At 68.5% G+C, this 26,177-nt stretch carries 21 protein-coding genes and 1 pseudogene; 14 read left to right on the plus strand and 8 right to left on the minus strand.

Going from position 1 to position 26,177, the window contains the following annotated elements:
• The first annotated feature begins 438 nt into the window (after positions 1 to 438).
• From ACWFRB_RS08355 to ACWFRB_RS08370, 4 genes are all read left to right on the plus strand, one after another.
• Positions 439 to 822, plus strand: a complete 384-nt coding sequence (locus ACWFRB_RS08355; protein ID WP_452640201.1) for a hypothetical protein — start codon at positions 439 to 441, stop codon at positions 820 to 822.
• Positions 823 to 887: 65 nt separating this feature from the next.
• Positions 888 to 2,282 (plus strand): amino acid permease, encoded by a 1,395-nt coding sequence (locus ACWFRB_RS08360; RefSeq protein WP_452640202.1) that lies wholly within the window; start codon positions 888 to 890, stop codon positions 2,280 to 2,282.
• Positions 2,283 to 2,331: 49 nt separating this feature from the next.
• Complete coding sequence (hutH, locus tag ACWFRB_RS08365; RefSeq protein ID WP_452640203.1) at positions 2,332 to 3,918, plus strand: histidine ammonia-lyase; 1,587 nt, start codon at positions 2,332 to 2,334, stop codon at positions 3,916 to 3,918.
• A gap of 95 nt (positions 3,919 to 4,013) precedes the next feature.
• Complete coding sequence (locus ACWFRB_RS08370; RefSeq protein ID WP_452640204.1) at positions 4,014 to 4,502, plus strand: HutD family protein; 489 nt, start codon at positions 4,014 to 4,016, stop codon at positions 4,500 to 4,502.
• A 201-nt stretch (positions 4,503 to 4,703) separates the two neighbouring features.
• On the opposite strand, the gene hutG is transcribed toward ACWFRB_RS08370, so the two are convergent.
• From hutG to hutU, 3 genes are read right to left on the minus strand one after another with little or no spacing between them, the layout of a single operon-like run.
• Entirely contained in the window at positions 4,704 to 5,666 is a 963-nt protein-coding gene (gene hutG, locus ACWFRB_RS08375; RefSeq protein ID WP_452640206.1) for a formimidoylglutamase, read from the minus strand.
• Positions 5,663 to 6,859 (minus strand): imidazolonepropionase, encoded by a 1,197-nt coding sequence (gene hutI, locus ACWFRB_RS08380; protein ID WP_452640208.1) that lies wholly within the window; start codon positions 6,857 to 6,859, stop codon positions 5,663 to 5,665. Before hutI ends, hutG begins: the two co-directional genes overlap by 4 nt.
• A gap of 2 nt (positions 6,860 to 6,861) precedes the next feature.
• A complete protein-coding gene (hutU, locus tag ACWFRB_RS08385) occupies positions 6,862 to 8,532 on the minus strand; it encodes a urocanate hydratase (protein ID WP_452640209.1) in 1,671 nt (556 codons plus the stop codon).
• A gap of 176 nt (positions 8,533 to 8,708) precedes the next feature.
• Here hutU and hutC point away from each other — a divergent pair, with 176 nt between their 5' ends.
• Positions 8,709 to 9,482, plus strand: coding sequence for a histidine utilization repressor (gene hutC, locus ACWFRB_RS08390; RefSeq protein ID WP_452640211.1), 774 nt, complete (start codon positions 8,709 to 8,711; stop codon positions 9,480 to 9,482).
• Positions 9,483 to 9,532: 50 nt separating this feature from the next.
• On the opposite strand, the pseudogene ACWFRB_RS08395 reads toward hutC, so the two are convergent.
• A pseudogene (locus ACWFRB_RS08395) lies at positions 9,533 to 12,874 on the minus strand (NAD-glutamate dehydrogenase); the annotation flags it as partial.
• A 101-nt stretch (positions 12,875 to 12,975) separates the two neighbouring features.
• A complete protein-coding gene (locus tag ACWFRB_RS08400) occupies positions 12,976 to 13,776 on the minus strand; it encodes an IclR family transcriptional regulator (RefSeq protein WP_452640212.1) in 801 nt (266 codons plus the stop codon).
• Positions 13,777 to 13,956: 180 nt separating this feature from the next.
• Between ACWFRB_RS08400 and ACWFRB_RS08405 the strand changes: the two genes are divergently transcribed.
• From ACWFRB_RS08405 to ACWFRB_RS08430, 6 genes are all read left to right on the plus strand, one after another.
• Positions 13,957 to 15,555 carry a hypothetical protein gene (locus ACWFRB_RS08405; protein WP_452640214.1) on the plus strand — a complete coding sequence of 533 codons (1,599 nt, stop codon included), beginning with the start codon at positions 13,957 to 13,959 and terminating at the stop codon, positions 15,553 to 15,555.
• A 64-nt stretch (positions 15,556 to 15,619) separates the two neighbouring features.
• A complete protein-coding gene (locus tag ACWFRB_RS08410; RefSeq protein ID WP_452640215.1) occupies positions 15,620 to 16,246 on the plus strand; it encodes a class I SAM-dependent methyltransferase in 627 nt (208 codons plus the stop codon).
• 61 nt (positions 16,247 to 16,307) lie between these two features.
• Positions 16,308 to 16,679, plus strand: a complete 372-nt coding sequence (locus ACWFRB_RS08415) for a DUF4259 domain-containing protein (RefSeq protein ID WP_452640217.1) — start codon at positions 16,308 to 16,310, stop codon at positions 16,677 to 16,679.
• Positions 16,680 to 16,792: 113 nt separating this feature from the next.
• Entirely contained in the window at positions 16,793 to 17,416 is a 624-nt protein-coding gene (locus ACWFRB_RS08420) for a transglutaminase-like domain-containing protein (protein ID WP_452640218.1), read from the plus strand.
• 134 nt (positions 17,417 to 17,550) lie between these two features.
• Positions 17,551 to 18,459 (plus strand): hypothetical protein, encoded by a 909-nt coding sequence (locus tag ACWFRB_RS08425; RefSeq protein ID WP_452640219.1) that lies wholly within the window; start codon positions 17,551 to 17,553, stop codon positions 18,457 to 18,459.
• Between the two features lie 312 nt (positions 18,460 to 18,771).
• Positions 18,772 to 20,259, plus strand: a complete 1,488-nt coding sequence (locus ACWFRB_RS08430) for a GMC family oxidoreductase (protein WP_452640221.1) — start codon at positions 18,772 to 18,774, stop codon at positions 20,257 to 20,259.
• A 57-nt stretch (positions 20,260 to 20,316) separates the two neighbouring features.
• Here the strand turns inward: ACWFRB_RS08430 and ACWFRB_RS08435 are convergent, their stop codons facing one another.
• Positions 20,317 to 20,748, minus strand: coding sequence for a hypothetical protein (locus ACWFRB_RS08435; RefSeq protein ID WP_452640223.1), 432 nt, complete (start codon positions 20,746 to 20,748; stop codon positions 20,317 to 20,319).
• Positions 20,749 to 20,760: 12 nt separating this feature from the next.
• Positions 20,761 to 21,678: a poly(ethylene terephthalate) hydrolase family protein gene (locus ACWFRB_RS08440; RefSeq protein ID WP_452640225.1), complete on the minus strand. Its 918-nt coding sequence runs from the start codon at positions 21,676 to 21,678 to the stop codon at positions 20,761 to 20,763.
• Between the two features lie 446 nt (positions 21,679 to 22,124).
• Between ACWFRB_RS08440 and ACWFRB_RS08445 the strand changes: the two genes are divergently transcribed.
• Both ACWFRB_RS08445 and ACWFRB_RS08450 read left to right on the plus strand, forming a co-directional pair.
• Complete coding sequence (locus ACWFRB_RS08445; protein WP_452640226.1) at positions 22,125 to 23,498, plus strand: flavin-containing monooxygenase; 1,374 nt, start codon at positions 22,125 to 22,127, stop codon at positions 23,496 to 23,498.
• A gap of 158 nt (positions 23,499 to 23,656) precedes the next feature.
• On the plus strand, positions 23,657 to 24,502 hold the full coding sequence (locus tag ACWFRB_RS08450) for an NAD-dependent epimerase/dehydratase family protein (protein WP_452640228.1): 846 nt from the start codon (positions 23,657 to 23,659) through the stop codon (positions 24,500 to 24,502).
• Between the two features lie 327 nt (positions 24,503 to 24,829).
• On the opposite strand, the gene ACWFRB_RS08455 is transcribed toward ACWFRB_RS08450, so the two are convergent.
• Positions 24,830 to 25,495 (minus strand): DUF6891 domain-containing protein, encoded by a 666-nt coding sequence (locus ACWFRB_RS08455; protein ID WP_452640230.1) that lies wholly within the window; start codon positions 25,493 to 25,495, stop codon positions 24,830 to 24,832.
• 212 nt (positions 25,496 to 25,707) lie between these two features.
• Between ACWFRB_RS08455 and ACWFRB_RS08460 the strand changes: the two genes are divergently transcribed.
• Positions 25,708 to 26,094, plus strand: a complete 387-nt coding sequence (locus tag ACWFRB_RS08460; RefSeq protein WP_452640232.1) for an HsmA family protein — start codon at positions 25,708 to 25,710, stop codon at positions 26,092 to 26,094.
• Positions 26,095 to 26,177 lie beyond the last annotated feature (83 nt).

Below are 26,177 nucleotides of genomic sequence, written 5' to 3' on the forward strand. Positions count from 1 at the left end.
CCCCACCCCCAACCCCCCCACCGGCACACGGTTTCCGTTAGGGGCCCGCACAACCCCCGGGGGGGCGGGGGCGGTTTCCGCTAACCCCCCCCCGCCCACGACTGCCATTGCGATCATGATCCACATCAGCTGCAGTATCCACCCGAGTAGTAGTCGACGCCCAGAATGCCGGCCCCGAATGGAAGCAGGGAGCCGGGCAGCTTGACAACCGAGGGGATGCTCCGGCACTCCGAGGCTGCTCGATCTCGCGGCACAGATCAACTTCGGACGAAGATCGCGGAAGTTGCGATCTTGCATCCTGCCTCTGTTTGTCGCTCACACCACAAGACCAGCCAGGATTCGCCTAGGGTGCTGCAGGCGCGGTCCGGCGAAGGATTGTCGATCTGGGCGCGGAGCCAGGCCGGTGAGGCGGAGGTACCAAGGGGCCCACGGTGCGGTGTGGGCCGAGAGCACGTTGGGGAAGGGATTGCGCTGGTAGGTGACGGCGGTTCCGGCCCGGCAGTATTTGTCGACGAGTCGGTCTGCGGACTCGATGGTGCTGAGTTCGTCGTTGATTCCGTTATGGAGATAGGGGGGGCGGACGGGGCGGCCCTGCCCAGCGTTCGCTCGGCGAGCACCTGGTTCAACGGCACCGCTAGGTGGCTGTCGGAGATCGTCGACCGTGTTGGGTGTGGCCGCCGCCAGAGAGAAGCCAGAGAGAAGATTGCCGGGGTGAGCAAACCGGCGACCGCGAGTGCCACCGCAACGTCCAGGACAATCCGCGACGGCAGGAACCTTGACGAAGCTGTATATACAGGACTATACATACTCCCGAAGGTGTGACTCGCCACACAGTGCGAGGGGCCGGCCAGGCCGAATCACCCCAGCACAGTCCAGGGAGATCGATTGTGAAAGACACCGCCGCGGCGCTGACCCGAGGTCTGACAGCACGCCACATCAGGTTCATCGCGCTGGGTTCGGCCATCGGGACCGGGCTGTTCTACGGATCGGCGGAGGCGATCAATCGGGCGGGGCCGTCGGTGCTGCTCGCCTATCTCATCGGTGGGGCGGCGATCTACATCGTGCTGCGCGCGCTCGGCGAGATGGCCGTGAGCAATCCCGTGTCCGGCTCGTTCGGCGAGTACGCGAGCAAGCACCTCGGGCCGCTGGCCGGGTTCATGACCGGGTGGACCTACACCTTCGAAATGATCGTGGTGTGCCTCGCCGACGTCACCGCCTTCGGCGTCTACATGGGGTTCTGGTTCCCCGACGTGCCGCGGTGGATCTGGGTGCTGTCCATCATCTTCTTCGTCGGCGCGATCAACCTCCTCAGCGTCAAGGTCTTCGGCGAGGTGGAATTCTGGTTCACCCTGGTCAAGATCGCCGCGATCGTCGCGATGATCGGCGGCGGCATAGCGATCCTGATCTTCGGGTTCGGGATCCACGACACCGGCACCGGAGTGAGCAACCTCTGGTCCGACGGCGGATTCTTCGCCACCGGGTTCGGCGGCTTCGTCAGCTGCTTCGCGATCGTCATGTTCGCCTTCGGTGGCACCGAGATCATCGGCATCACCGCGGGCGAGGCCGAGGACCCGGAGCGCACCATTCCCCGCGCGATCAACACCGTCCCGGTGCGCATCATCCTGTTCTACGTGCTCACCCTCGCCGTCATCATGGCGATCAACCCGTGGCAGAGCATCGGATCCGAGGGCAGTCCCTTCGTGCAGATCTTCCAGGGCCTCGGCATCGGACCGGCGGCCACGGTGCTGAACATCGTGGTCATCACCGCGGCCCTGTCGGCGATCAACAGCGACATCTTCGGCGCGGGCCGGATGATGTTCGGCATGGCCCAGCGCGGCCAGGCCCCCGCGGCGATGGGACAGGTCTCCCGCAACGGGGTGCCCTGGATGACGGTCGTCATCATGACGATCACGCTGCTGTTCGGAGCGCTGCTCAACTACCTGATCCCGGACAAGGTGTTCCTGGTCATCGCCTCCATCGCCACCTTCGCCACGATCTTCGTCTGGCTGATGATCCTGCTTTCGCACTACCGCTCCCGGCAGCGGATGGATCCGGCCGAGGCCGCCGCGCTGAAGTTCCCGGTGCCGTTCTGGCCCTACGGGCAGCTGATCGCGATCGGCTTCCTGGTCTTCGTGATCGCGGTGCTCGCCTTCGACGCCGACACCCGCGTCGCGCTTGTCGTCGGCGGGGTGTGGCTGGCACTGCTCGCCCTCGCCTACCGCCGGTGGGCGCGACCCGTTCCGGTGCCGCCGGAGACCACCGTCGCGCTCCCGCTGCCCTGACCGACCGAAATCTTCTCGATTTACCGCTCATTCGAAACGGAGAACAACCATGAGCACGAACACCCTCTCGCACGCGGAGCCGCGAGCACTGGACAAGCTGGAGCCCGTCGTGGTCGGGGTCGGCGCGGTGAGCCCGGAGGAGGTGGTGCGGGTCGCACGATTCGGCGCACCGGTGCGGCTCTCCGAGGAAGCGCTCGCGGCGATCGGGGCCAGCCGGGCCCGCATCCAGGCCCTCGCCGAGGACCCGAAGCCGGTGTACGGAGTGTCGACCGGTTTCGGTGCGCTCGCCACCCGGCACATCCCGCTGGAGCTGCGGGCACAGTTGCAGCGCAGCCTCATCCGCTCCCACGCCGCCGGATCCGGTCCGGAGGTGGAGCGCGAGGTGGTCCGGGCGCTGATGCTCCTGCGCCTGTCCACCCTGGCGACCGGACGGACCGGCGTGCGTCCTGAGGTGGCCCAGGTCTACGCGTCGCTGCTGTCGGCCGGCATCACCCCGGTGGTGCACGAATACGGCAGCCTCGGCTGCTCGGGTGACCTGGCGCCGCTCTCGCACGTGGCGCTGGCCGTGATCGGGGAGGGCACCGTGCGGGACGCGGACGGCGAGCTCATGCCCGCCGCCGACGCGCTGGCCGCCGCCGGGATCGAGCCGGTCGAGCTCAAGGAGAAGGAGGGCCTGGCCCTCATCAACGGCACCGACGGCATGCTCGGCATGCTGGTGCTGGCCTGCCACGACCTGCGCAAGCTGCTGTCGCTGACCGATGTCACCGCGGCGATGAGCGTCGAGGGGTTGATGGGCACGGACAAGGTGTTCGCCGCGGACCTGCAGGCGCTGCGCCCGCAGCCCGGTCAGGCGGTGGCAGCCGCCAACATGAGCCGGGTGCTCGCCGGCTCCGGAATCGTCGCCAGCCACGCCACCCCCGACTGCACCGTGGTGCAGGACGCCTACTCGCTGCGGTGCGCGCCGCAGGTCGCAGGCGGGGCGCGCGACACCCTCGCACACGCCGAGCTCATCGCGTCGTACGAGCTGGCGAGCGCCGTGGACAACCCGGTGGTGACCCCCGACGGCCGGGTGGAGTCCAACGGCAACTTCCACGGGGCGCCGGTGGCGTACGTGCTCGACTTCCTCGCGATCGTCGTCGCCGACGTCGCGAGCATGAGCGAGCGCCGCACGGACCGGTTCCTCGACAAGGCGCGCAACCACGGCCTGCCGCCGTTCCTGGCGGACGATCCCGGCGTGGACAGCGGGCACATGATCGCGCAGTACACCCAGGCCGCGATCGTCTCCGAGCTCAAGCGGCTCGCCGCGCCCGCGAGCGTCGACTCGATCCCGTCCTCGGCGATGCAGGAGGACCACGTGTCGATGGGCTGGTCCGGTGCCCGCAAGTTGCGGCGCTCCGTCGACGGGCTCACCCGGGTGCTCGCCATCGAGGCTCTGACCGCCGCCCGTGGTCTGGACCTGCGGGCGCCGCTCGAGCCCTCGCCGGCGACCGCTGCCGTGCGCGACACCATCCGTGAGCAGGTTCAGGGGCCGGGCACGGACCGCTACCTGGCGCCGGAGATCGAGGCCGCGGTGCAGCTGGCCGCGTCCGGTGCGCTGCTCGAGAGCGCCGAGGCCGTGATCGGCAAGCTCGGCTGATCCGCTCCGCTCGCTGTCGTCGAATGAGAAATCTGACCTCTGGTGAAAACGAGTACGGGACAACGTCGTTCCGTACCACGGCGTCGGACCGCAGGGTGGTGCCTTGGCTCAACGGCCGAGGCACCACCCAGGTGGTCGCAGCGACCGACCGGTGGCGGGTGAGTATCGCCGAGGAACCGACCGAGTCGAGGTTCTCGGTCATCGAGGGATACGACCGACTGATCGTCCCCATCGGCTCGGTGTCCCTCGAACTCGCCGGGCCGCCCTACTCCGCAGCGCCGGAGGGTATCGATGTGGGCACCGTCGTGCACCACGTGGTCGAGCCGCTGCAAACTCTCGCGTTCCCGGGGGAGTGGGCGCCGACATCGCGGGCATCGTCTCGCACACGGGCCCTCAACGTCATGGCAAGGCGGGGTGAGGTCGGCATGACGGTGGAGATCGGGCCAACGGAGATTCCCGACCGTTCCGGTTCGGTCCGGATCTGTCTCGATCTCGCTACCGAGGACGCCCTGATCGTGCCGCCCGGCGAGTTGATGCCGTCGGTAGAACCGGGGCGCTACGCGATCATCTCGATATCGCCGTAGGGCAGGAATACCGCGAATACGTAGGCGCCGCAGTGGGATACCACTGCGGCGCCTATGTGTGTGATCCGTTCCCGGATCCGCCGGGCGCACCACTAGGGGTGCGCCGAGCGACGGCTACCGACGCTGCCTGCCGACTGGAAATCCCCGGCTCGACGCGGCGGCGGGGTGCACGCGTCGAGCCGGGGACGGTGGGGGATCGGGCTAGGCCCGATGACCGATCGCGGTGGTGACGATCCGGTGGATCAGCCGGGCCGCGGTCCGTGCCGTGCGGTTGTCCACGTCGAGAGCGGGGTTCAGCTCCGCGACGTCGAACAGCCTCAGCTTGCCGCTGCGCGCCACCAGGTCGCACACCCGCTGGATGACCTCGAGCGGGACACCGAACGCGGCCGGGGCGCTGACCCCTGGGGCGACCGCCGCCGGCAGCACGTCGAGGTCGATCGTCAGGTAGACGACGTCGACCGCGCTGAGGAACTCCTCGAGGAACGACTCCACCGCAGGCAGCTTCGCCGCCGTGCAGTCGTCGTCGAGGAGGTGGCGCACTCCGAGCTCGGCCGCCGTCGCGAACAACGCCGCGGTGTTGCTGGGTTGCGAGATGCCGAGCACCGCGTAGTCGAGGGCCCGTCCCAGCGCGGTTTCGCGGTCGGCCATCTGCCGGAACGGAGTCCCGGAGCTCGGCCGCACGTCGCTGCGCAGGTCGAAATGTGCGTCGAGGTTGAGCACGCCGAGGCGGGCGCCCGATGCGACGGCCGCCGAGTTCGCGATGCCGAGATAGCTGCCGTACGCCACCTCGTGTCCGCCGCCGAGGACGGCCACGAGGCTCCCGGCGTCGAGCAGGCCGGTGACGGCCGAACCGAGCCGGTCCTGACCGTCTTCGAGATCCTCGCCGACGACCTCGACGTCACCCGCGTCGAAAACCCGCACCGGGGCGGCGAGCGACATCGACGCGAGCGCCCGGCGCAGCGCGGCCGGGCCGTCGGCGGCGCCGGGACGACCCTTGTTGCGGCGCACCCCCTCGTCGCTGCGGAACCCGATGAGAACGCCTGCACCGGAATCGGTTCGGCCCTCGAGCGGAGCGACGGCGCCGTGCCAGCGCAGGTGTTCGTCGCCGGGTCCGTCGTCGCGTCCCGACCAGGCAGTGGGGGCGAGGTCCACCACCGTGGTCATCGTCGGTACCCGTCCTTCCAGACCTCACGCACCAGCGCCACCCCCGGCCGGTAGGCCAGGTGCAGGTGGGACGGGGCGTCCAGCGCGATCAGATCGGCGCGCGCGCCGACCCGGATGTGCCCGATGTCGGTGCGCTGCAACGCCGCGGCACCGCCGGCCGTCGCCGCCCACACGGCCTCGTCGGGGCTCATGTGCATCTCGCGCACCGCAAGCGCGATGCAGAACGGGATGCTGGTGGTGTAGCAGGTGCCGGGATTGCAGTCCGCGGCCAGCGCGACGGTGACGCCTGCATCGAGCAGGGCGCGGGCGTCGGGATACTTGTTGCGCGTGGAGAAGTCGGCGCCGGGCAGCAGCGTGGCGACGGTGTCGCTCGCCGCCAGCGCCTCGACGTCGGCGTCGGTGGTGTAGGTGACGTGGTCGACGGACGCGGCGTTCAGCTCGACCGCCAGTTGGACGCCTGCGCCGTAGCTGAGCTGGTTGCCGTGCACCCGTGGGGTGAGCCCGGCGGCGATGCCTGCCTCGAGGACGGCCCGCGACTGGTCGGCGTCGAACGCGCCCTCCTCGCAGAACACGTCGATCCACTTCGCGTGCGGCGCACACTTGGGGACCATCTCCTCGACCACCATCCGCACGTAGTCGTCGCTACGACCCGCGAACTCCGGCGGCGTGACGTGCGCGGCGAGCAGGGTCCTCTCCGCGGTGTGTGCGGAGGCGACCTCGAGGCTGCGCAACTCGTCGGGGACCGACTGCCCGTAACCGGATTTCGTCTCGATCGTGGTGGTGCCCGAGTGCAGGGACTCGGCGACGAGCCGGGCCACGTTCGCGCCGAGTTCGGCGTCCGAGGCGGCCCTCGTGGCGGCGATGGTGGTGCGGATGCCGCCGGCTCCGTACGGGGCGCCGGTCATCCGTGCCGCGAATTCCTCGGCCCGTTCGCCGCCGAAGACGAGGTGGGCGTGGCTGTCGACGAACCCGGGCAGGGCAGCCCGGCCACGCAGGTCGTACCGCGACCCGGCACTGCCCTCCGGGATCCGGGAACGGGGGCCCACCCACTGGACGAGCCCATCTCCCATGACCACCGCGGCGTCGTGGATCAGGCCGAGGGGGCCGGCACCGGTCTCGGGATCATTGGTGACCAGGGTGCCGATGTTGTCGATGACCGTCCACCGACCGTCCTGCCCGGGTGCGTCGTACACGGTTACGCCTCCTGCATCGGGATGCGAACGCCACGCTCGGCCGCGACCTGCGTCGCGTGCTCGTACCCGGCGTCGGCGTGCCGGATGACGCCCATGCCCGGGTCGTTGGTGAGCACCCGCTCCAGCTTCTGCGCGGCCATCTCGCTGCCGTCCGCGATGCACACCTGACCGGCGTGGATGGAGCGGCCCATCCCGACACCGCCGCCGTGGTGGATGGACACCCAGGACGCGCCTGAGGCGGTGTTGACGAGGGCGTTGAGCAGCGGCCAGTCGGCGACGGCGTCGGAACCGTCGGCCATGGCCTCGGTCTCCCGGTACGGCGAGGCGACCGATCCGGAGTCGAGGTGGTCGCGGCCGATGGCGAGCGGCGCGGAGAGTTCCCCGGAGGCGACCATCTCGTTGAACTTCAGTCCGGCCTTGTGGCGGTCGCCGTACCCGAGCCAGCAGATGCGGGCGGGCAGGCCCTCGAAGTGAACCTTCTCGCCCGCCATGGTGATCCAGCGCTTGAGGTGTTCGTTCTCGGGGAAGAGCTCGAGGATCGCCTTGTCGGTGGCCTCGATGTCCTTGGGGTCGCCGGAGAGGGCGGCCCAGCGGAACGGGCCGAGGCCCTCCTCGAAGAGCGGGCGGATGTAGGCGGGAACGAACCCGGGGAACTCGAATGCCCGGTCGTAGCCGCCCTTTCGGGCCTCGTCACGGATCGAGTTGCCGTAGTCGAAGACCTCGGCGCCCGCGTCCATGAACCCGACCATCGCCTCGACGTGCGCGGCCATCGACTTCTGGGCCTCGAGGGTGAAGTGCTCGGGGTCCTTCTCGGCCATCGCGTGCCAGTCCTCGAGCGCGATCCCGACCGGCAGGTACGACAGCGGATCGTGGGCGGACGTCTGGTCGGTGACGATGTCGATCGGGGCGCCCATCGTGAGCAGGGCCGGGAAGACCTCGGCGGCGTTGCCGACCAGGCCGATGGACAGCGGCTTGCGGGCGTCGCGCATCTCGATGGCCAGCGCGAGGGCGGCGTCGATGCTCTCGGCCTTGGTGTCGAGGTAGCCGTGCGCGATCCGGCGATCGATGCGGGACGGGTCGACGTCGACGCAGATGGCGACACCGTCGTTCATGGTGACCGCAAGCGGCTGGGCCCCGCCCATGCCGCCAACACCCCCGGTCAGGGTGATGGTCCCGGCGAGGGTCCCTCCGAACCTCTTGCGCGCCACGGCGCCGAATGTCTCGTAGGTGCCCTGCAGGATGCCCTGGCTGCCGATGTAGATCCACGAGCCGGCCGTCATCTGGCCGTACATCATCAGGCCCTCGGCCTCGAGCTTGCGGAAGTGCTCCCAGTTGGCCCAGTCGCCGACCAGGTTGGAGTTGGCGAGCAGGACCCGCGGTGCCCATTCGTTGGTGCGGAAGACCCCGACCGGCTTGCCGGACTGCACGAGCATCGTCTCGTCGGACTTCAGCGTCTGCAGCGTGCGGACGATGGCGTCATAGGCCTCCCAGCTGCGCGTGGCCCGTCCGGTTCCGCCGTAGACGACCAGATCGTCGGGGCGCTCGGCAACCTCGGGGTCGAGGTTGTTCATCAGCATGCGCAGGGCGCCCTCCTGCTGCCAGCCGAGGCAGGTCAGCTCGGGGCCGCGGGGTGCCCGAACGGGCCGGGGTCCGGTGGGGGAGTGGTTGGTCATCTCGGGTCTCCTGACGATGTTGTGTGACCCCCATGACACAGGCTCGGTGCGACGCGGAACAGTGCCTCCTTTCAGAATTCTCGGATACGAGACACGTTGCCGTTGGCGAGTCCGGTCCGGCAGCGAGCAGCGGGCCGATAGACTGGGCGGAAACGAGATGCCCTCGAACGGGCGGGATGTGGACGGTGACGAGGGTGGCGATCGACGAGTCCGACGTGGCGTCGCTCTACCGGGCCCGCGGGCACGAATCTGCGCCCGCATATCAACGGGTCAAAAATCTCATCGCGGAGCAGATCGTGTCGGGCCGCTGGCCTGAGGGAGACCAGCTGCCGTCGGAGAACCAGCTCGTCAACTCCCTTGGGTTGTCGCGGATGACCGTCAACCGGGCGTTGCGCGAACTGAGCGCGGACGGGCTGGTCGTACGGCTGATGGGTGTCGGTACATTCGTCGCCGAAAGAAAGGTCAGCTCAGCGCTTTTCGAGGTGCGCAACATCGCCGACGAGGTGATGCACAGGGGGCACCGGCATCGCAGCGAGGTGGACCTACTCCGCGCCGAGCCTGCCGAAGCGATCATCGCGCACCAGTTGGGGGTGCCGGACGGGAGCCCGGTGTTCCATTCGCGGCTGGTGCATTTCGAGGACGATCTGGCAATCCAGGTCGAGGACCGGCACGTCAGTCCGGAGATCGCACCCGAATACCTCGACCAGGACTTCACCGCTCAGACACCCAACAACTACCTGATGTCGGTCGCGCCGCTCGGCCGGGGCGAGCACGTGGTCGAGTCTGTGCTCGCGACCGCCGACGAGTGCCGGCTGCTGGGGATCGGCGAGGCCGAGCCGTGCCTGCTGATCCATCGGCGCACCTGGTCCGAGGGCCGGCTGGTGAGCACCGCTCGACTGGTACACCCCGGCTCCCGCTACCGGCTCGAGGGCACCTTCGAGACGCAGTGAATCCGGTCCGGGCGCGGTGAGCCCCGGTCGGTCGCCCGACCGGGACCGGCTCAGACGCTCCCGACCAGACTCCGGATCTGGCGCACGGCAACGGACATGGCCGCGACGTCGACGGACGAGTTCTCGAAGATCGCGTCGAGAGTCGATCGCGCCCGCAGGATTCGAGTGGAGTTCCGCTCCTCCCACCGCCCGATCATCTCGGCAGCGGACTCTCCCGCGCTCGCCGGGTTTCCGAGCAGGTCCAGGCACAGCGCACGCAGGGAGCCGTACAACTCGTCCCGCATCGCAAGGCGGGCAAGGGAGTTCCATCGGTTGTCGTAGGCCAGCCTCGACACCGACTGCAGCAGATGTACGGCGCCGAGATGCTGGCTCAGCGCGTAGTACAGCTCCGCTACCTCCGGCACCTCGCGGCCGCTGACGTCGGCCACCTCGATGATGTCGAGCAGGCCGAACTGGTCGAGCAGCAGGTGAACGCGGGCCGCGAGATCGTGCGGGACACCGGCGTCGACCGACGCGGCGACCCGTGCGTGCAGGTCGGCAAGCTCCTGTCCGCGAAGCCAGTCCGGGACCAGGTGTGCGTGCCGGGCGAGTCGCGGCGCGAACCGGTCGACCTCGGCGCCGATGTCGAGGGGCTGCGGCCGGTTGGCCAGCAGCCAGCGCGAGGCCCGGTCGAGCACCCGCTGGGTGTCGACCACCAGGGCATCGGTGATGTCGGTCGGCAGCCCGCTCTCGGCGATGTCCGCCCACAGCCGGTTCAGGTCGAAGATCCTGGCCGCGACGACATGGGCCCGCACGGCATCGGACCCGATGGCCGCCGAGTCCTCGGCCAGGCGGAACGCGAAAGTCAGTCCACCGTGGTCGATCACGTCGTTCGTCAGCATCGTCGCGACGATCTCGCGGCGCAGCCGGTGCGAGTCGAGGTGGTCGCCGAATCGTTGCCGCAGGGCATCGGGGAAGTACGCGCGCAGGTGGTCGTGCAACGCCGGATCGTCCGGAAGGTCGCCCGCCAGCAGCTCGTCCTTGACGGCGAGCTTGACGTGCGCCATGAGGGTGGCGAGCTCCGGAGAGGTCAGGCCCTGGCCGTCCTGCGCGCGCCGGGACAGTTCGCGCTTGTCGGGCAACGCCTCGAGCGCGCGGACCAGGCCGCGATCGTTCTCCAGTTCGGCGATCATCCGGGCGTGCACGCCGAGCATCGCGGGAGCTGTTGACCGGCTCACTCCGAGGATCCGGTTCTGGGAGCGATTGTCCGCCAGGACGAGTCGGCTCACCTCGTCGGTCATCGAGCGCATCAGCGCGTCCCGCTCACCGGCGGCGAGGTGGCCCGACGCGACCATGCCCGCGAGCAGGATCTTGATGTTGACCTCGCGGTCGGAGCAGTCCACGCCTGCCGAGTTGTCCAACGCGTCCGTGTTGATGCGGCCCCCGGCGCGGGCGAACTCGATGCGGCCGACGGGCGTCAGTCCCAGGTTCCCGCCCTCCGCGACGACGCGGGTTCGCAGGTCGCACGCGTCCACGCGGACCCCGTCGTTGGCCTTGTCGCCCACCTCGGCGTGGGATTCGGTCGAGGCCTTGACGTAGGTGCCGACGCCGCCGTTCCACACCAGGTCCACCGGGGCGCGCAGGATCGCCCCGATCAGGTCGGCGGGAGCGAGCGCGGTGACGCCATCGGCGAGACCGAGCGCGCCCCGCACCTCGGGGCTGATCGGGACCGACTTCACCGAGCGCGCCCACACCCCGCCGCCGGGGCTGATCAGCCCGGGGGCGTAGTCCGCCCAGGACGAGCGGGGAAGGCCGAACAGTCGAGTGCGTTCCGCGAACGACGTCGCCGCGTCCGGTGCCGGGTCGAGGAAGACGTGACGGTGGTCGAAGGCCGCCACCAGTCTGATGTGCTCGCTGAGCAGCATGCCGTTGCCGAACACGTCGCCGCTCATGTCGCCGATGCCGACGACCGTGAAGTCCTCGCTCTGGGTGTCGCGGCCCATCTCACGGAAATGACGCTGGACGCTCTCCCACGCGCCGCGCGCGGTGATGCCCATCGCCTTGTGGTCGTAGCCGACCGACCCTCCTGACGCGAAAGCGTCGCCGAGCCAGAAGCCGTACCCGGCGGCGACGTCGTTGGCGATGTCGGAGAAGGTGGCGGTGCCCTTGTCCGCGGCGACGACGAGGTAGGTGTCGTCCGCGTCATGGCGGACCACGTCGCGGGCGGGAACGACCGAGCCGGTGGCCGAGTCGATGTTGTCGGTGACGTCGAGCAGGGCGGCGATGAACTGCCGGTAGCACGCGATGCCCTCGGCCAGGTGTGCCTCGCGGTCGGTCGCGTCGACGCCCGTCGGTGCTGGCGGTTGTTTCACGACGAACCCGCCCTTGGCGCCGACCGGCACGATGACCGCGTTCTTCACCGCCTGCGCCTTCACCAGTCCGAGCACCTCGGTGCGGAAGTCCTCCTTGCGGTCGGACCATCGGAGGCCGCCGCGGGCGACGGTGCCGAACCGCAGGTGGACGCCTTCGACTCGCGGTGAGCAGACGTAGATCTCGAATCGTGGTCGGGGCTGGGGGAGTTCGTCGATCTTCTGCGGATCGAACTTGACCGAGATCAGCGGGGAGGTGGCGCCACGGGCGAAATAGTTGGTCCGCAGGGTGTTTCGGATGAGGTTCGTGAACGCCCGCAGGATGCGATCCTCGTCGAGGCTGACCACGGTGCCGAGCGCCTCGTCGAGGCGGCCGATCAACTCGTTCTCCCTCGCCTCGTCGTTCGCCGCCGGGTCGAAGCGGGCCACGAACAGCTCGACCAACAGCCGGGCCGACTCGGGGTGCGCGGAGAGAACCTCCGCGATCCTCACCTGGCTGTACGGAAAACCAGCCTGGCGCAGGTATTTTGCGTACGTGCGCAGCATCGACGCCTGCCGCCACGTCAGCCCCGCGCGCAGTACCAGATGATTGAACGTGTCGACCTCGGCGTCGCCACGCCACGCGGCGGCGAAGGCCTCGGTGAAACGGGCCGCCATGCCGGTGTCGGACGGAGCGGGATCGACGTCGAGGGCGAGACCGAAGTCGTAGATCCAGCACGGACTTCCTGCCGAGTCGGCCATCGGATAGGGGCGCTCGTCGAGCACCTCGACGCCGAGGGACTGGATCACGGGGAGGATGCGGCTGAGCGAGACGGCTTCCCCGTCGATGTAGAGCGTGAGGCGCAGTTGGCCCCGTGCCGCGCCCGTCGGCGGGTGCAGGGCCACCTCGAACGAGTCGGTCCGCAGCGCCTCGATTCGGGTGACGTCCGCCGCGGCGCGTGCGGGGTCGAAGTCGTGTTTGTACGCCTCCGGCAGGGATTCGAGGTAGGACTTCGCCAATACCGGATCCGCCATCCGGTCGCGGAAGTCGTCGTCCCAGGCCTGCGTCATCGTCGGCTTCTCCTCATGCGGCAGCAGTTGTATATACAGGACTATACAACTCTGTGAACTGCCTCACAAGGATCGAATTCTTGGCGCTTGCCCACTCAGTGGGGAGTGGGGGCGTGGCCCGAGATGTGGGAGGTGAGCCGCTCCGCGCCGCCCAGCAGGGTCTGACCAACGGCGTCCGGCTCGGGGTAGGCCAACTGTTTGCGCCAGGTGGTGCTCAGCGCCGCCACCGGCCTGCCGTTGTGATCGAAGACCGCGGTGCCGACCGACCGCAGTCCTGTCGTGACCAGGTCCACCTCCTCGGCCCAGCCCCGCGAGCGGGCCTCCGTCAGCGTGCGGCGCAGTTCGGTCAGCGTCCGCGGACCGAGCCCGGTGCGCGTGATGAAGTCGCCGCGCCGGGAGTACAGCGCCTTGACCTGCGCGTCGGGCAGGGCGGCCAGGATGGCGCGGCCGTTGGCGGTCAGGTGCGCGGGCAGTCGTACGCCGATGTCGGTGATCAGCGAGACCTCGGCCGCCGGGCCGGAGGTGGGACGTTCCTTGAGCAGGTAGACGGTCTCGTTGCCGTGCAGGATCCCCAGGTGCACGGCCTGTCCGAGCTGCATGGCCAGTCGGTGCAGGATCGGTTGCGCGAGCCGCTCGAGCGGCTCGTGGCGCAGGTATGCCGAGCCGATCTCGAACGACGTCACCCCGAGCCCGTACGCCTGCTCGCCGGGCACGTAGACCACGAAGCCGCGCTCCACCAGCACCGACAGGATGTGGTAGACCGACGAACGCGGCAGGTTGAGGTCGCGGGCGAGGGCGGACGCCTGCACCGGACCCGGGCGCTGCGCGAGCCGCACCAGGATGTCGAGGGCGCGACCGACTGCCGGCGATGCGCTGGAACCCGCTGGCCTGACCACCCTGCCGATTCTGCCAGCAGCCCGGGGTATTTCAGAGTGCCGACCGGGGGAGGACTCGGTGTCCGCGCTCGCGGCGAACTGGGTTGGCCGGTCGCCCCGGCGCGGCGAATTCGTGTGCGGCTGATGAAATGGTCGCTGCACGAGAAGAAGGGGTCCGCCCCCGATGCACGGAGGTGCACCTTGTCCGAATCCGAACCGTCCGCTGCGGCAGCAGGCGACGTCTTGGTCTTCCCCCTCGAACGAATCGGCCGCTACGGAGCGTGCCAGGTCGTCGCGGTCGACGAGTCCCGGGATCTCGCGACGGCCGCGGTCCTCGCCTGGACGGGCACCGAGGATCCGGACGTCACCACGCTGGCAGGCGTGCCGCGGATGGTGCGGGACTACATGTTCTGGACCCCGGAGGAGATGCTGAGGAACGTCCCCCTCACGGTTCCCGCCGCATACCGCCGGATCGGTTCACTCCCTGTGACCGGCGAGACCGTCTCCCGCGCCTACTTCTCGTGGGAGTTCGACCGCGACGTCGAGCGGCAATACCGCTGGGACTCGATTCCCGCCGAGACGAGGACTGCGTTCGCGGCCGCGCTGAACGGCGACGAAGTAGCCACGACACCGGGTCTCACGTACTCGAGCAGCGGTGAACAGTTCGAGGCGCGCCTGGCCCATGCCCGCCGATTCAGCGACGACGCCGGCTACCGGATCGGTGACGACTTCCGTCTGGAATCGTTGCGCGCCTGGCCCACGCTCTACCAGGTGGAGCTCCACGCGTGGCGCGACGACCTCCTGCCGTTCCTGGAGTCGTCACCTCTGGTGAAGGAGCTGACCCTCACCGGCCACGGACAACGGGAACTGGACTTCTCCCGCACGCACCTCGACCAACTCACGATCGACATCACCGGGCTCCAACGGCTCGTGCTCCCACCGAGTCTCGATCACCTGATCCTGCGCGGCGAAGGTGTGGTCAACAGCTTCGACTCGCTGGACGCACTGATCGGCGAGCTGAGTGTGGAGGAGCCCGCGGCGGAGCCGATGCTGCAGGTGGTCGCCGAGCAGGACGGTCGCTGGATCGCGGTGAACCTCAGCGGCACGGTGCCGCCCGTGTGCGGTCTGGAGCGCGCGCACGGCCTTCGGATCAGCGCCATCGAGGAGCTCGAACTCGGCGACGTCGCCGAGCATTTCCCTGGGGTCTCTTGGCTGCACTTGTTCGGGGCCCCTGGCCTACTCGACGAACTCGACGGACTGCAGAGGCTGCCGCAGTTGAAGACCCTGTGGATCTGCGACCTGTTCGGCTACGACTCGTCCGATTTCCCTGGCCCCGACGAGCTCCCGTCCCTGACCGGCCTCGACCTCGACAGCATCCCCGCCGACGTCGCCACCGGCGTGCGCGCCCGGTACCGGAAGGTGCCGCGGGTCGAACTCACCGTCCGTAAACCTCGCAAACCCGAGTGGCTGGCCGAGAACCTCGAGAACCCGCTCCGCCGCTGGGACGGCCGGGACGGCATCCCCCGCGCGGTTTCGAACAAGGCCCGCACAGCGTTCGTCGCAGCGCTCCGTCAGGTCCGCGACGCCGCAGGCACCGACGAGCCCGCGCACGCCGTAGCGGTCAGCACGGCGGTCACTGAGTTCCTCGACACGATCGCCACTCTCAACCGCAAGCATCAATTCCTCTACACCCTGGAACGCGACGAGGTCGTCGACGCCGTCGGTGCCCTGACCGAAAGCCTTTCCCCCGAGGCCAATCGCGCTCTCGAACCGCTCATCGAGGAAGCGCTGGACGACTGAACATCAGATCTCCGACGGCGAGTTGTCGGCGGTCGGGGGCACCCCATCGACGATCATGGACGGCATGGAGAACACGAGTGTGCAACCGGCCGGGACCGTCCGGGAGTCATACTCGGCCAGATCCCAGGAGTACGTGGATCTCTTGGGCTCGGTGACGTCGACACACCCGTCCGATCGGACCCTGGTGAGCAGCTGGGCCGCCACCCTGACAGGTCCCGTGCTCGACGCTGGGTGTGGTCCGGGGCAGTGGACAGACTTCCTGGCCGAGTGCGGACCAGCTGTGAGCGGGATCGATCTGGTTCCTGAGTTCGTCGAACGAGCTCGTACGGAGTATCCGAGCCTCTCCTTCGAAGTCGGCAGCTTCGAGGAATTGGGCGCCGCGACGGGATCGTTGGGTGGTGTCCTTTCCTGGTACTCGCTCATTCACCACAGGCCGCAGGACATTCAGACTCCGCTTGGCGAGTTCGCGCGCGTGATTCGGCCGGGGGGTGGGTTGTTGGTGGGCTTCTTCGAGGGACCAGCCGTTGGGGCTTTCGACCATGCCGTCACCACGGCCTATCGATGGCCGGTGGCCGAACTCAGTCAGGAGTTGGTCGCGGCCGGCTTCGAGGTGATCGAGACACATACACGAACGGCGAGCGGCTCGAGGCCTCACGGCGCGATCACCGCACGCCGGCAGGGCGACCGGTGAGGAACGTCGGTGCCGTCTGGTTCACTGTCGACAGAATCGGACAGGGGAGGGTGCGGACACCATGGGGACCTGGGGCAGCGGCAACTTCGACGACGACACCGCCGCCGATCATCTGTCGGACCTGACCGGCCGGCTCGTCGACGAGGTCACCAAGGCGATGTCCGGCGACCCGGTCGAGATCGAGCCTGACGAATACTGGGGCGTCGCGGTGCCGTGCAACCTGGAGTTGCTCCACCTGATCGCGCAGCAGCCCTACGTCGGGGTCAGCCTGCCCGACCCGGAGACCATCGCCGGCTGGAAGGATCGGTTCCTGGCTGTCTGGGACGGGGCGATCGACGGGCTGGAGCCCGTGCCGGGGCACAAGGAGCGGCGACGCGAGGTCCTCGTGCGGACCTTCGACCAACTGGCCGAGGTGGCGAGGAACGAGGGATGACGAGCCCGGCCGCACCCTCAGCCCCACAGCCCCTGATCGCCATCTCTCACTTCTGATCTCGGCGGCCCGAGGTTGTCCGACCCAAGACCTGCGTAGAGCGGAGACAGATCAAGATGGCCGACTCGAAGGTTCCGGAGTTGCAGGCCCTCGCGCCGGTGGCCGACTATCTGTTCGGTGATGACGTCGTACAGACGGACGACCCGGGTGTGCGGTCGATCGCCGACCGTCTGCTCGGCGAATCGGTCGACCGATCGGACTACGCCCGAAGGGCGTTCGAGTTCGTCCGGGACGAAGTCGCGCATTCGTGGGACGCTGACGATCCCCGCGTGACGGTGACGGCCGGCGAGGTCCTCGAGAGCCGAGTCGGGCTGTGCTACGCCAAGTCTCATCTCCTCGCGGCTCTATTGCGGATCGGTGGGATTCCGACCGCGCTGTGCTACCAGTGGCTCGTCGATGACGGGTACTACATGCTGCACGGGCTCGTGGCCGTCAGCCTGGAGGGGCGTTGGCATCGACTCGACGCTCGAGGCAACAAGGCGGGTGTCGACGCACAGTTCGACCTCGACGTCGAGCGGCTGGCGTGGCCGGTACGGCCGGAATTGGGCGAACGCGACTTCCCGACATTGCACGTGAGTCCGCCGCCGGAGTTGATACATGCGTTGCGATCCGTCGACGACATCAGGTCCCTGGCTACCGGCGGCCTGGGAATCCTTCCAGGTCAAGAACTTCTGGCGTAGCACCGGATGCAGCTGCTGCGATCCCGTTCGGAACAGGGGGCTTCGGGCAGGTCTTGACACGGCGTCAGTCACGGCGTTTGACTGAGACGCAAGCTTGTGTGGCCTCGCCCGATGGTGTTCTGGGAGGTTGACGTATGCGCGGCATAGGTTTCGCGGGTCCGGGGCATCGGCGCGCAGCAACCCCCCACCGCAGGATCACCTCGGTACTGGCGCTGATCGGAGTGTGCCTCCTCTCCCTGGCAGCTACCCAGACAGCCAGCGGCGAACCAGCGGCAGACGCTGCCGACACAGGTTTCGCGATTCCCTTCGCCGGGGCACCCGGCTACGAGCGCCTGGCGCCGACGCAGATGACCAGTCCGGGTCAGCTCAACCAGCCGCTCGGTCAGCAAGCGGCGGACGAGATCGCGGGCCAGGTGGGGCTCAACAGGGCTGACGCCCTATCCGACCAGCAGTATCGCGACCTCATCACGGGCGGCGGAGTCGGCGGCAGCCGCGACGCTGCCGAGGTGATCGATGCATGTGCCCGCATCCTCACCAATACGAACGGCCGCCCCCTCTATTCCAACGTCGACGGCGACCCCACCCCGTCGGTTCTGGCCAGCTACGGGCTCTACGTGAACACCAGCGGACTGCTGGAGAGTCCGGCCAACGCGGACGCGCCGACGCGGCAGGTGAACTCCTTGATCGCTCCCGGCGGGTTTGTGGGCACCTGGATGAGGAACAACGGTGCGACCCAATCCCTGATAGCGCTCTATCGGTCGGCGTACACGGTGCAAGCGGTGTATGGCTTCGCATCGCAACAGATTTCGGGTGCGGCTCAACTGGTGACCAACACCAAGGGGGGTGTGAGTTCGGAGGTCGGCATGTCGATGGCGCCGCCGCTCTGGATAGTGAACTTCGCCCTGCTCTACATATTGAAGCCCTCCCTGGCGGCCGCGATGCCTGCCTACTGGGCTCCCATTCCGTCGGCGGTTGCCGACGCCGTGAGGTCGAGCCCCACCGGCCAGGTTCCTTTCATCGACTTCGCGTCCTACTTCCGGTGATTCGATTCCGGAGCCCGGTCCGCACACAGCTGGACGACAAGACCTCTGCTGGGCCGTGTGCGCGGTGGTGGGGAGATCAGTCCGTTAATCCAATCTTTCTGTCTAACAGTTTCGTTCGTCGAGTGCCGAGGTGGTTCCGGCCGCGCCGCCCTTCCCGCGCTTCGCCCGGTCGCACGACCGGGCGATGGGGTGTCGATGCCAAGGTTGCGCAGGGTTCATGCTCGAACACATCCGCCGACCACAAGGCCGCCGTTAATGTGACCGAGTCGAGCAATATGAAGCAATGGCGGAGCGAGTCGAGACGGGGTGGCAATGGACGCGGATGTGATCGTCGTAGGCGGGGGTACCAGCGGTGCGGTATTGGCCGCACGGCTGTCGGAGGACCCGGAGCGGCGCGTCCTGCTACTGGAGCAGGGCCCGGACGATGCGACGTACGACGACTCCGTTCTACGGCCCACCTCGGCGGGAGACGTCTGGGCCGGAACACCTTTCGCTCGGGCGTTCCCGATGCAGGCCGGGCACGCCACGGTCCAGATGGTGCGCGGGCGCGTCCTGGGCGGCACCTCGGCCGTGAACTACCTCGCCACGATGCGTGGTCAGCCGGCCGACTACGACGCGTGGGCCGCGCGGGGGCTCGACGGGTGGAGCTGGCCCGACGTCCTGGCGACGTTCCGTGCCATGGAGAACGATCTGGACTGCGGCGCCTCGGAGCTGCACGGCTCCGCTGGGCCACTCGTCGTGCGCCGCTCCACCCCGGACCAGCAGACCGAATCCCAGCGGGCGTTCCTCGCAGGACTGCGGGAACTCGACGTGCAGTGGGTCGACGACGTCAACAACCCCCGGCAACTCCCGGGCGTCGGGATCTTCCCGCTGACGGTGTCCGAAGACGGCGAGCGGCTGACCGTGAGCCAGGCGTACCTGACCAGGGAAGTCCGGTCGCGACCGAACCTGACCATCGAGACCGGGGTGACCGTGGACCGGATCCTCGTCGAGGAGGGACGGGCAAGGGGCATCCGCACCGCCGACGGCCGGGAACTGTCCGCCGGCGAGATCATCGTCAGCGCCGGCGCGACCGGCTCACCCGCGCTGCTGCAGCGCTCGGGCATCGGCCCGCGGGATCTGCTCGACGGCCTCGGGATCCCCGTCGTCGCCGACGTACCGGGGGTCGGGGCGAACCTGCAGGACCACCTCGGCTTCCCGCTGGTCTACCACCACGCGGGCGGCGGGCCGCTGCGCGGCGGTCCGGTCCAGCCGGTGTGGGTGGGCAGCACGCCGCAGTCGGACACCATCGACTTCCACGTTCTGAACCTGCCGATCGGCGAACCGACCGCCGACGGCGCGTACTTCTCGGTCGTCCCGTACCTGCTCGATGTCACCGGGCGGGGAACGGTACGGATCTCCTCGGTCGATCCTGACGTCGAACCGGATGTGGCGATGCCGACACTGACAGCGCACGATCTGGAACGCCTCGACTGGATCCTGGGTCGCATTGCCGCACTGGAGTCGACCGGGCCGTTCGCGGAACTCGGTGCCACCCGCGTCCAGCCGATGACCGACCTGAGCGTCGAGGGCGCCGCGGCCGGCCTGGTCGACGGCGGCGTGATCAGCTATGCACACCTGGGCGGTACGTGCGCGATGGGTCCGGACGGAGACCCGGATGCCGTCCTGGACGCACGCTGCCGCGTGCGCGGGGTCGAGGGCCTGCGGGTCGTGGACGCCTCGGCGATGCCAGTGCTGCCTGCGGGCAACACGTACCTTGGCTGCGTGATGATGGCAGAACGTGCCGCGCAACTGATCTGAAACTTGGTGTGGCGGTGGGTGTGCGTTCGGGTGTCCAACGGATAGAACTAAGCGGAATCACGGGCGCCGTAGGAACATGTCCAGTGCGGCTCCGACATTCTCGCGCACAAAGCCCTCCTGCTCCGCTGCGATGACGGAGCGCATCACCTCGAGTTCATGCTCGGCACCAGGAAGGTCGAACACCGCGCAACCGGCAGCGTTGCGGACATCCCAATCGTCGTCCGTCCGGGCCAGGTGGATCAGCGCTCCGCGGCATCTCTCGGCAAGGGAATCGTCATCGATCCGAAGGATCTCGAAGACACTCACCGCCGCGATCCTCACCAAGTCGTCTTCTGACACATCGGCCGCAACCGCGAGCAGAAATGAGGCCAGCAGGGGTCCGTCGCCATCCTCAGGCACCAAGTGTCGCAGTGCGGAGAAACGCCCATCCGCGCTCCACTGCGCGAAGCTGGCGATCACTTCACGTGCAGCCGCTGATTCGGAACTCATGAGGCTGTCGATTCACCAACCCTCGACCGCAGTCCCGTCCCACCGCGGGTCGGCCAACAGCTCCGGTGCCGGACCGACGAAGGCGCGCGCGGCGTCGGTGTCGCCGGTGAGGGTGAAGCGCAGCCACGCGGTGAGGTAGCCGCGGAATCCGCCTCCGTCGGTGGGCCAGTTGTGCCCCACGCCCAGCAGGCGGCCGCGGGCCGCGGGCACCGGGCTCACGGCGTGATAGGCGGCCTGCGGTATGGCCGTCGAGACCGGATCGTCGGACCCGGTCAGGTAGAACACCGGTCCCGTCAGTCGGGCCACGTCGATCACGTCGACGGGTCGACTGGCCCACCAGGGGTCGGGCAGGTCGAGCACGGCGGTGGAGGTGATGAGTCCGTCGGAGTTGGTGCTGGCATTGATCGAGCCCCCGGCGCCCTGCGAATGTCCGACGGCGGCGACGTGAGCGACGTCGATGCGATCGTGAAAGACGCTCTCGGGGTTGTCGTTCTGCGCGAGGATGTAGCGCGCTGCCGCCAGGATCTCGGTGCCGTCGCCGGTGACGCTGCTGTCGGCGACCACGACGACGAAGCCCCAGGAGGCCAGGTGACGCAGCAACGCCTCGTACTGCTCGTACGTCGCGTAGCTTCCGTTGCCGAAGGTGACCACCGGATAGCGGTTGGTGCTGGTGGCGATGTCGGCGGGGTGGAACACCTGGTACCCGGGCACCGCGACCGATGTGACGGCGTGGATGCCGGTGGCCGCGTAGCGCTCGCTGACGGATTGCCGCTCCGGGGCCGCGGGAGCCGCGGGGGCCGCGGGGACCGCGGGGGCCGAAGCGAGGGCCGATGCCGAGAATCCGGACGCCATCGGCATCGCGATCATCGCGGCGAGGAGCAGCGTCCGGGTGTGGCGGGTGGCGGGCAGCAGAGGTCGTCGTAACGGCACGAAGCCCACCCTACCCAGTGCCGCTCCGACGTGTAGGAATGCGAGCCGGGGAAAGGGCATGTATGAATGTGGCGCCGTCCAGTCGCGCAACGCATTTCGCTTTCGCGCTGGTACGACAACCCGACCATCGACAAAGGAGTACATCCATGGGTTCTTCAGACGAACAGCTCGGCCAGATCGGCACCATCGCAGGAATTGGCGGAGTCGGGCTGCTCGCGGTCTGGGCAGGCGCCGGCTTCGCCTCGATGTCTTAGCGTTCAACGCCCTAGCGCTCAAGCGAGTCCGCCACCACGAGGTCCAGCCCGTCCCAGACCGGGGCGGGCTGGACCTCCCGGTGCTGCGCCGCGACGCCACGCCCGGTCGGCTGCGGGTGCCTCTCGTTCCCGGCGGTGCGCGGGTCTCGCAATCCCCATATCGGTGGCTGGCCTCGTGCGAACATGGCCGCCATGCCCAATTTCGTCAAACCCCGGCGGAGCGCCCCGGTCGCCACCACCCCGGCTCCTGCCGTCGAGTCCCTGCCCCGCGTGTGCGTGATCGGTGCGGGATCGTCGGGCATCGCCGCGGTCAAGGCGCTGCACGTCGCCGGAATCCCGTTCGACTGCTTCGAGCAGGGCAGCGTGATCGGCGGCAACTGGGTCTACGACAACCCGAACGGGGTGTCCGCCTGCTACGAGACGCTGGAGATCAACACGTCCTGCCCGCGGATGGCGTTCTCGGACTTCCCGATGCCCGCCGACTATCCGCCCTACGCGCGGCACGACCAGGTCCGAGCCTACTTCGAGTCCTACGTAGAGCATTTCGGGTTCCGCCACCTCATCACCTTCGGCACCACCGTCGAGCAGGTCGAGCGGACCCCGGACGGCAGGTGGTCGGTGCGTACGACCGGCCCGGCCGGCGAGCGCGTGGAGACCTACGACGCCGTGCTGGTGGCGAACGGGCACCACTGGGACGCCCGCTGGCCGGACCCGGTTCCTGGGAGCTTCACCGGCGAGCAGATCCACTCCCACGACTACCGCACCGCCGATCAGCTCGCCGGCCGCGACGTGGTGGTCGTTGGCATGGGGAACTCGGGCCTCGACATCGCGGTCGAGGCGTCCAAGGTCGCGCGCAGCACCACGATGTCGGTGCGGCGCAGCCACTGGGTGATGCGCAAGATGCTGCTCGGCAAGCCCGCCGACCGAGTGGCGATGCCGGGATGGACGCCGGGCTGGGTGATCTCGGCCGGGCTCCGCGTCTCCGCCCTCACGGCGGGTGACCTGACCCGCTACGGGCTCCCGCAGCCGACGCATCGGCCCGGTCAAGCGCACCCGGTGCAGTCCGAGCAGATCCGCGCGCGGCTGCAGGCCGGAGCGATCAGCCCACGTCCGAAGATCGATCGGTTCGAAGGCGACACAGTTGTTTTCGCGGACGGGACCCGGTCCCGGGCCGACCTGATCGTGTGGGCCACCGGCTACCGGGTGAGCTTTCCGTTCTTCGACCCGGAGCTCGTCGCTGCCCCCGAGAACGACCTGCCGCTGTGGAAGCGAACTGTGCACCCGGATCTCCCCGGCCTGTACTTCGTCGGGCTCCTGCAGCCGCTCGGCGCGGTGATGCCGCTCGCCGAGGCGCAGAGCGCGTGGATCGCGGAGACCCTCGCAGGCCGGTACCTACCGCCGCCCGACGCCGAGATCCGGTCGCAGATGACGGCCGAGCACGATCGCGCCAAGCGGCGGTTCTACAACTCGCCGCGGCACACGATGGAGGTCGACTTCGACCATTACCTCTGGAGTCTCGAGCGGGAGCGCAGGCGCGGTGCCCGCCGCGCCCGCGCCGCGCGCTGACCGACGCCCTCGCCGGAGGATGTCGCCAGGCTGGACAACAGCCGATTGGCGGCGAGCGCCAATTGGCCCATATCAGGCGGCGTGTATTGGACCTTCTTGCTGGACCACTTCGAAAATAGAGTGAAGTCTGTCGACAGCGGAAAGGATGGTCTGGAGCAGTGAGAATCTTCTTGGCAGGCGGAACGGGCGTCATCGGCCGGGCGTTGGTGCCCGCGCTCCGGGACGCCGGTCACACCGTGGTGGCGACCACCCGCAGGGAAGACCGCATCGACGGCTTGCGGCGGCTGGGGGCCGACGGCGTCGTCGTGGATGTATTCGATCCGGCGGCGCTGACTGCCGCCGTCGCCGACGCCGGGCCCGATGTGGTGATCCATCAGCTGACGGATCTGTCCGGGGGAAGCAGCGGAGCCAATGCGCGCCTGCGCACGGAGGGCAGCAGGAACCTGGCGAACGCGATCCGGGCGGCAGGCGTGCGCAGGGTCCTCGCCCAGAGCATTGCGTGGGCCTACGCGGACGGCGTCGGGCCGGCCACCGAGGACACACCACTGGACGTCGAGGCGGCACCGCCGCGGAGCATCACCGTCGAAGGCGTGATGGCTCTCGAGCAGGCGATGTCCGAGTCCGCACCGGCCACGATCCTTCGCTACGGAACCCTCTACGGGCCGAACACCTGGTACTCGCGGACGGGGCTACATGCCGAGGCGGCTCGCGCTGGAACCTGGCACCCCGCACTGGCGGTCACCTCGTTCCTGCATGTGGACGACGCGGTCGCCGCCACCGTCGCCGCCCTCGACTGGCCCGTGGGTCCAGTGAATGTCGTCGACGACGACCCGGCCGAGACCCTCGAGTGGGCTCCTCGGTTCGCACGAGCGGTCGACGGCCAGATCGAGCGGGAAGCGCTGGTCGGAACGCACAGCGGGCGCCCGGTGTCGAACGCACGCGCTCGAGAATTCGGCTGGAGACCGCGCTGGTCGAGTTGGCGCGACGGATTCTCGTCACTGTGAGCCGACCACGGGCGCCCGTCAGGTGGCGTCAGGCGATGGTCACCTACTGCTGTGTCTTTCCCTGCAGTCTCGTCCTCTCCTTCACGCTGTCCCCGATACTCAGCAGCTGGCCCAAGCCGGCGAGTGTCGCGCTGATATCGGGGGTTCTGGTGGTGGCGCTCACGTGGTGGCTCTTGCCGCTCGGGCACCGACTCTCGAAGGGGTGGGCCACCGGAGGGGCACCGACAACGAGGCGTCGGGGTGCGGCGCTGCGTTCGTCGGGCGGCGGGTCGGCGCAACCTTCGCCGTGGGAGATGCCGCCTCCGTCCGGACTGCCGATGGAGCGCGCTACGGCTGGATCGGGTCGTACCAGTCGGCGTTCTTGAGCAGCACCCGCGTGCCCAGGTCGCGGTCCCATTCCGGCTCGATGCCGTGCCTGCGGAGGACGGGAAACATCACGTCGTCGAGCAGGCGCGTCACGTCGGCCGTGTAGAGGGCTTCCTTCGCGTCATCGCTGAGCGCGCCGTAGGCGGCCTCGTCGAAGTCCTCGGACGGGAACGCGCCGTAGCCGATGTAGGTCTCGCCGTCCTCGACGAGACGGTCGGTGTCCTGCTGGTGGAAGTAGGCGTAGCCCTTCCAGTGGCGGCTGTCGTCGCGCTCGCCCCAGATCTCGCCGGACGCGCAGGTGCCGCAGCAGGAGAAGTCCGCACGGGCGACCACGCCATTGGCGTTGAGCTCCTCGAACGCGGCGATCGTGCGGGAGGTGTACGCGCCGATCTCCGTCTGCTGGCGCAGCCGGGCTGTGCGGAGCGCGTCGAACGCCGCCCCGAGCTGCTCGTCGGTGAGATCGTAGTCGTCGCCGTAGATGTCGATGAAATCGTCGGCGTCGCTTCGGCCGGTGATCAGCTGATCCCAGATTTGCCGACTGAGCTCGGCGCGGTCGGCCTCGTCGAGGGGCAGGTCGGGCAGGGTGGCGTAGGGCGGGATCGTGTTCGGGTTCGACAACGCACTCACAGCGCCACCTCCAGATAACGAGCGGAACCGGGCCAATCACCCGGCAGCGACGAGGGTAGCGTCCGTCGATCCACGGATCGGTACGCAGGCCATGGCATGAAATCGCGCTTGGCGGTCCCTGTCTCAGTCTCGGAACGGCCCCGATGTACTCGTACCGAGCGATGGCGGCGAGGCGTCGCGGATGGGCAACAGGCCACGGTTAGTCTCGAGGCATGCTGGCCACCGCGATCATCGTCATCACGTTTGCCCTGGTCTTCTACTCCATCGGCGTGTGGTCGGAACGCATCCAGAAGACCCTGAAGTGGTGGCATGCCGGCGCCTTCGCGCTCGGCTTGGTCTGCGATGCCACCGGCACCTTCCTGATGAGCCAAATCTCCGACGAGTCACCGGAATCCGGAACATCCACCTTCGACCAGATCATGATCGTCACCGGAGCCTTGGCGATCGTGCTCATGGCCATTCACCTGGTGTGGGCCGTCGTTGTCCTGCTCCGCGATCGCCCCTCCGAGAAGGCGAAGTTCCACCAGTTCAGCCTGGTCGTGTGGACGATCTGGCTGGTGCCCTACTTCACGGGGGCCATCGGTGCCATGACTGGCTAGCCTGAGCGCGTCGCCAGCGGTCGATAAGGGCCACAACAGGATTGGTGGCAATGAGATCAGTCGGTCGATGGCCGGTTTGGGTG

The organism is Rhodococcus sp. NPDC055112, assembly GCF_053607505.1.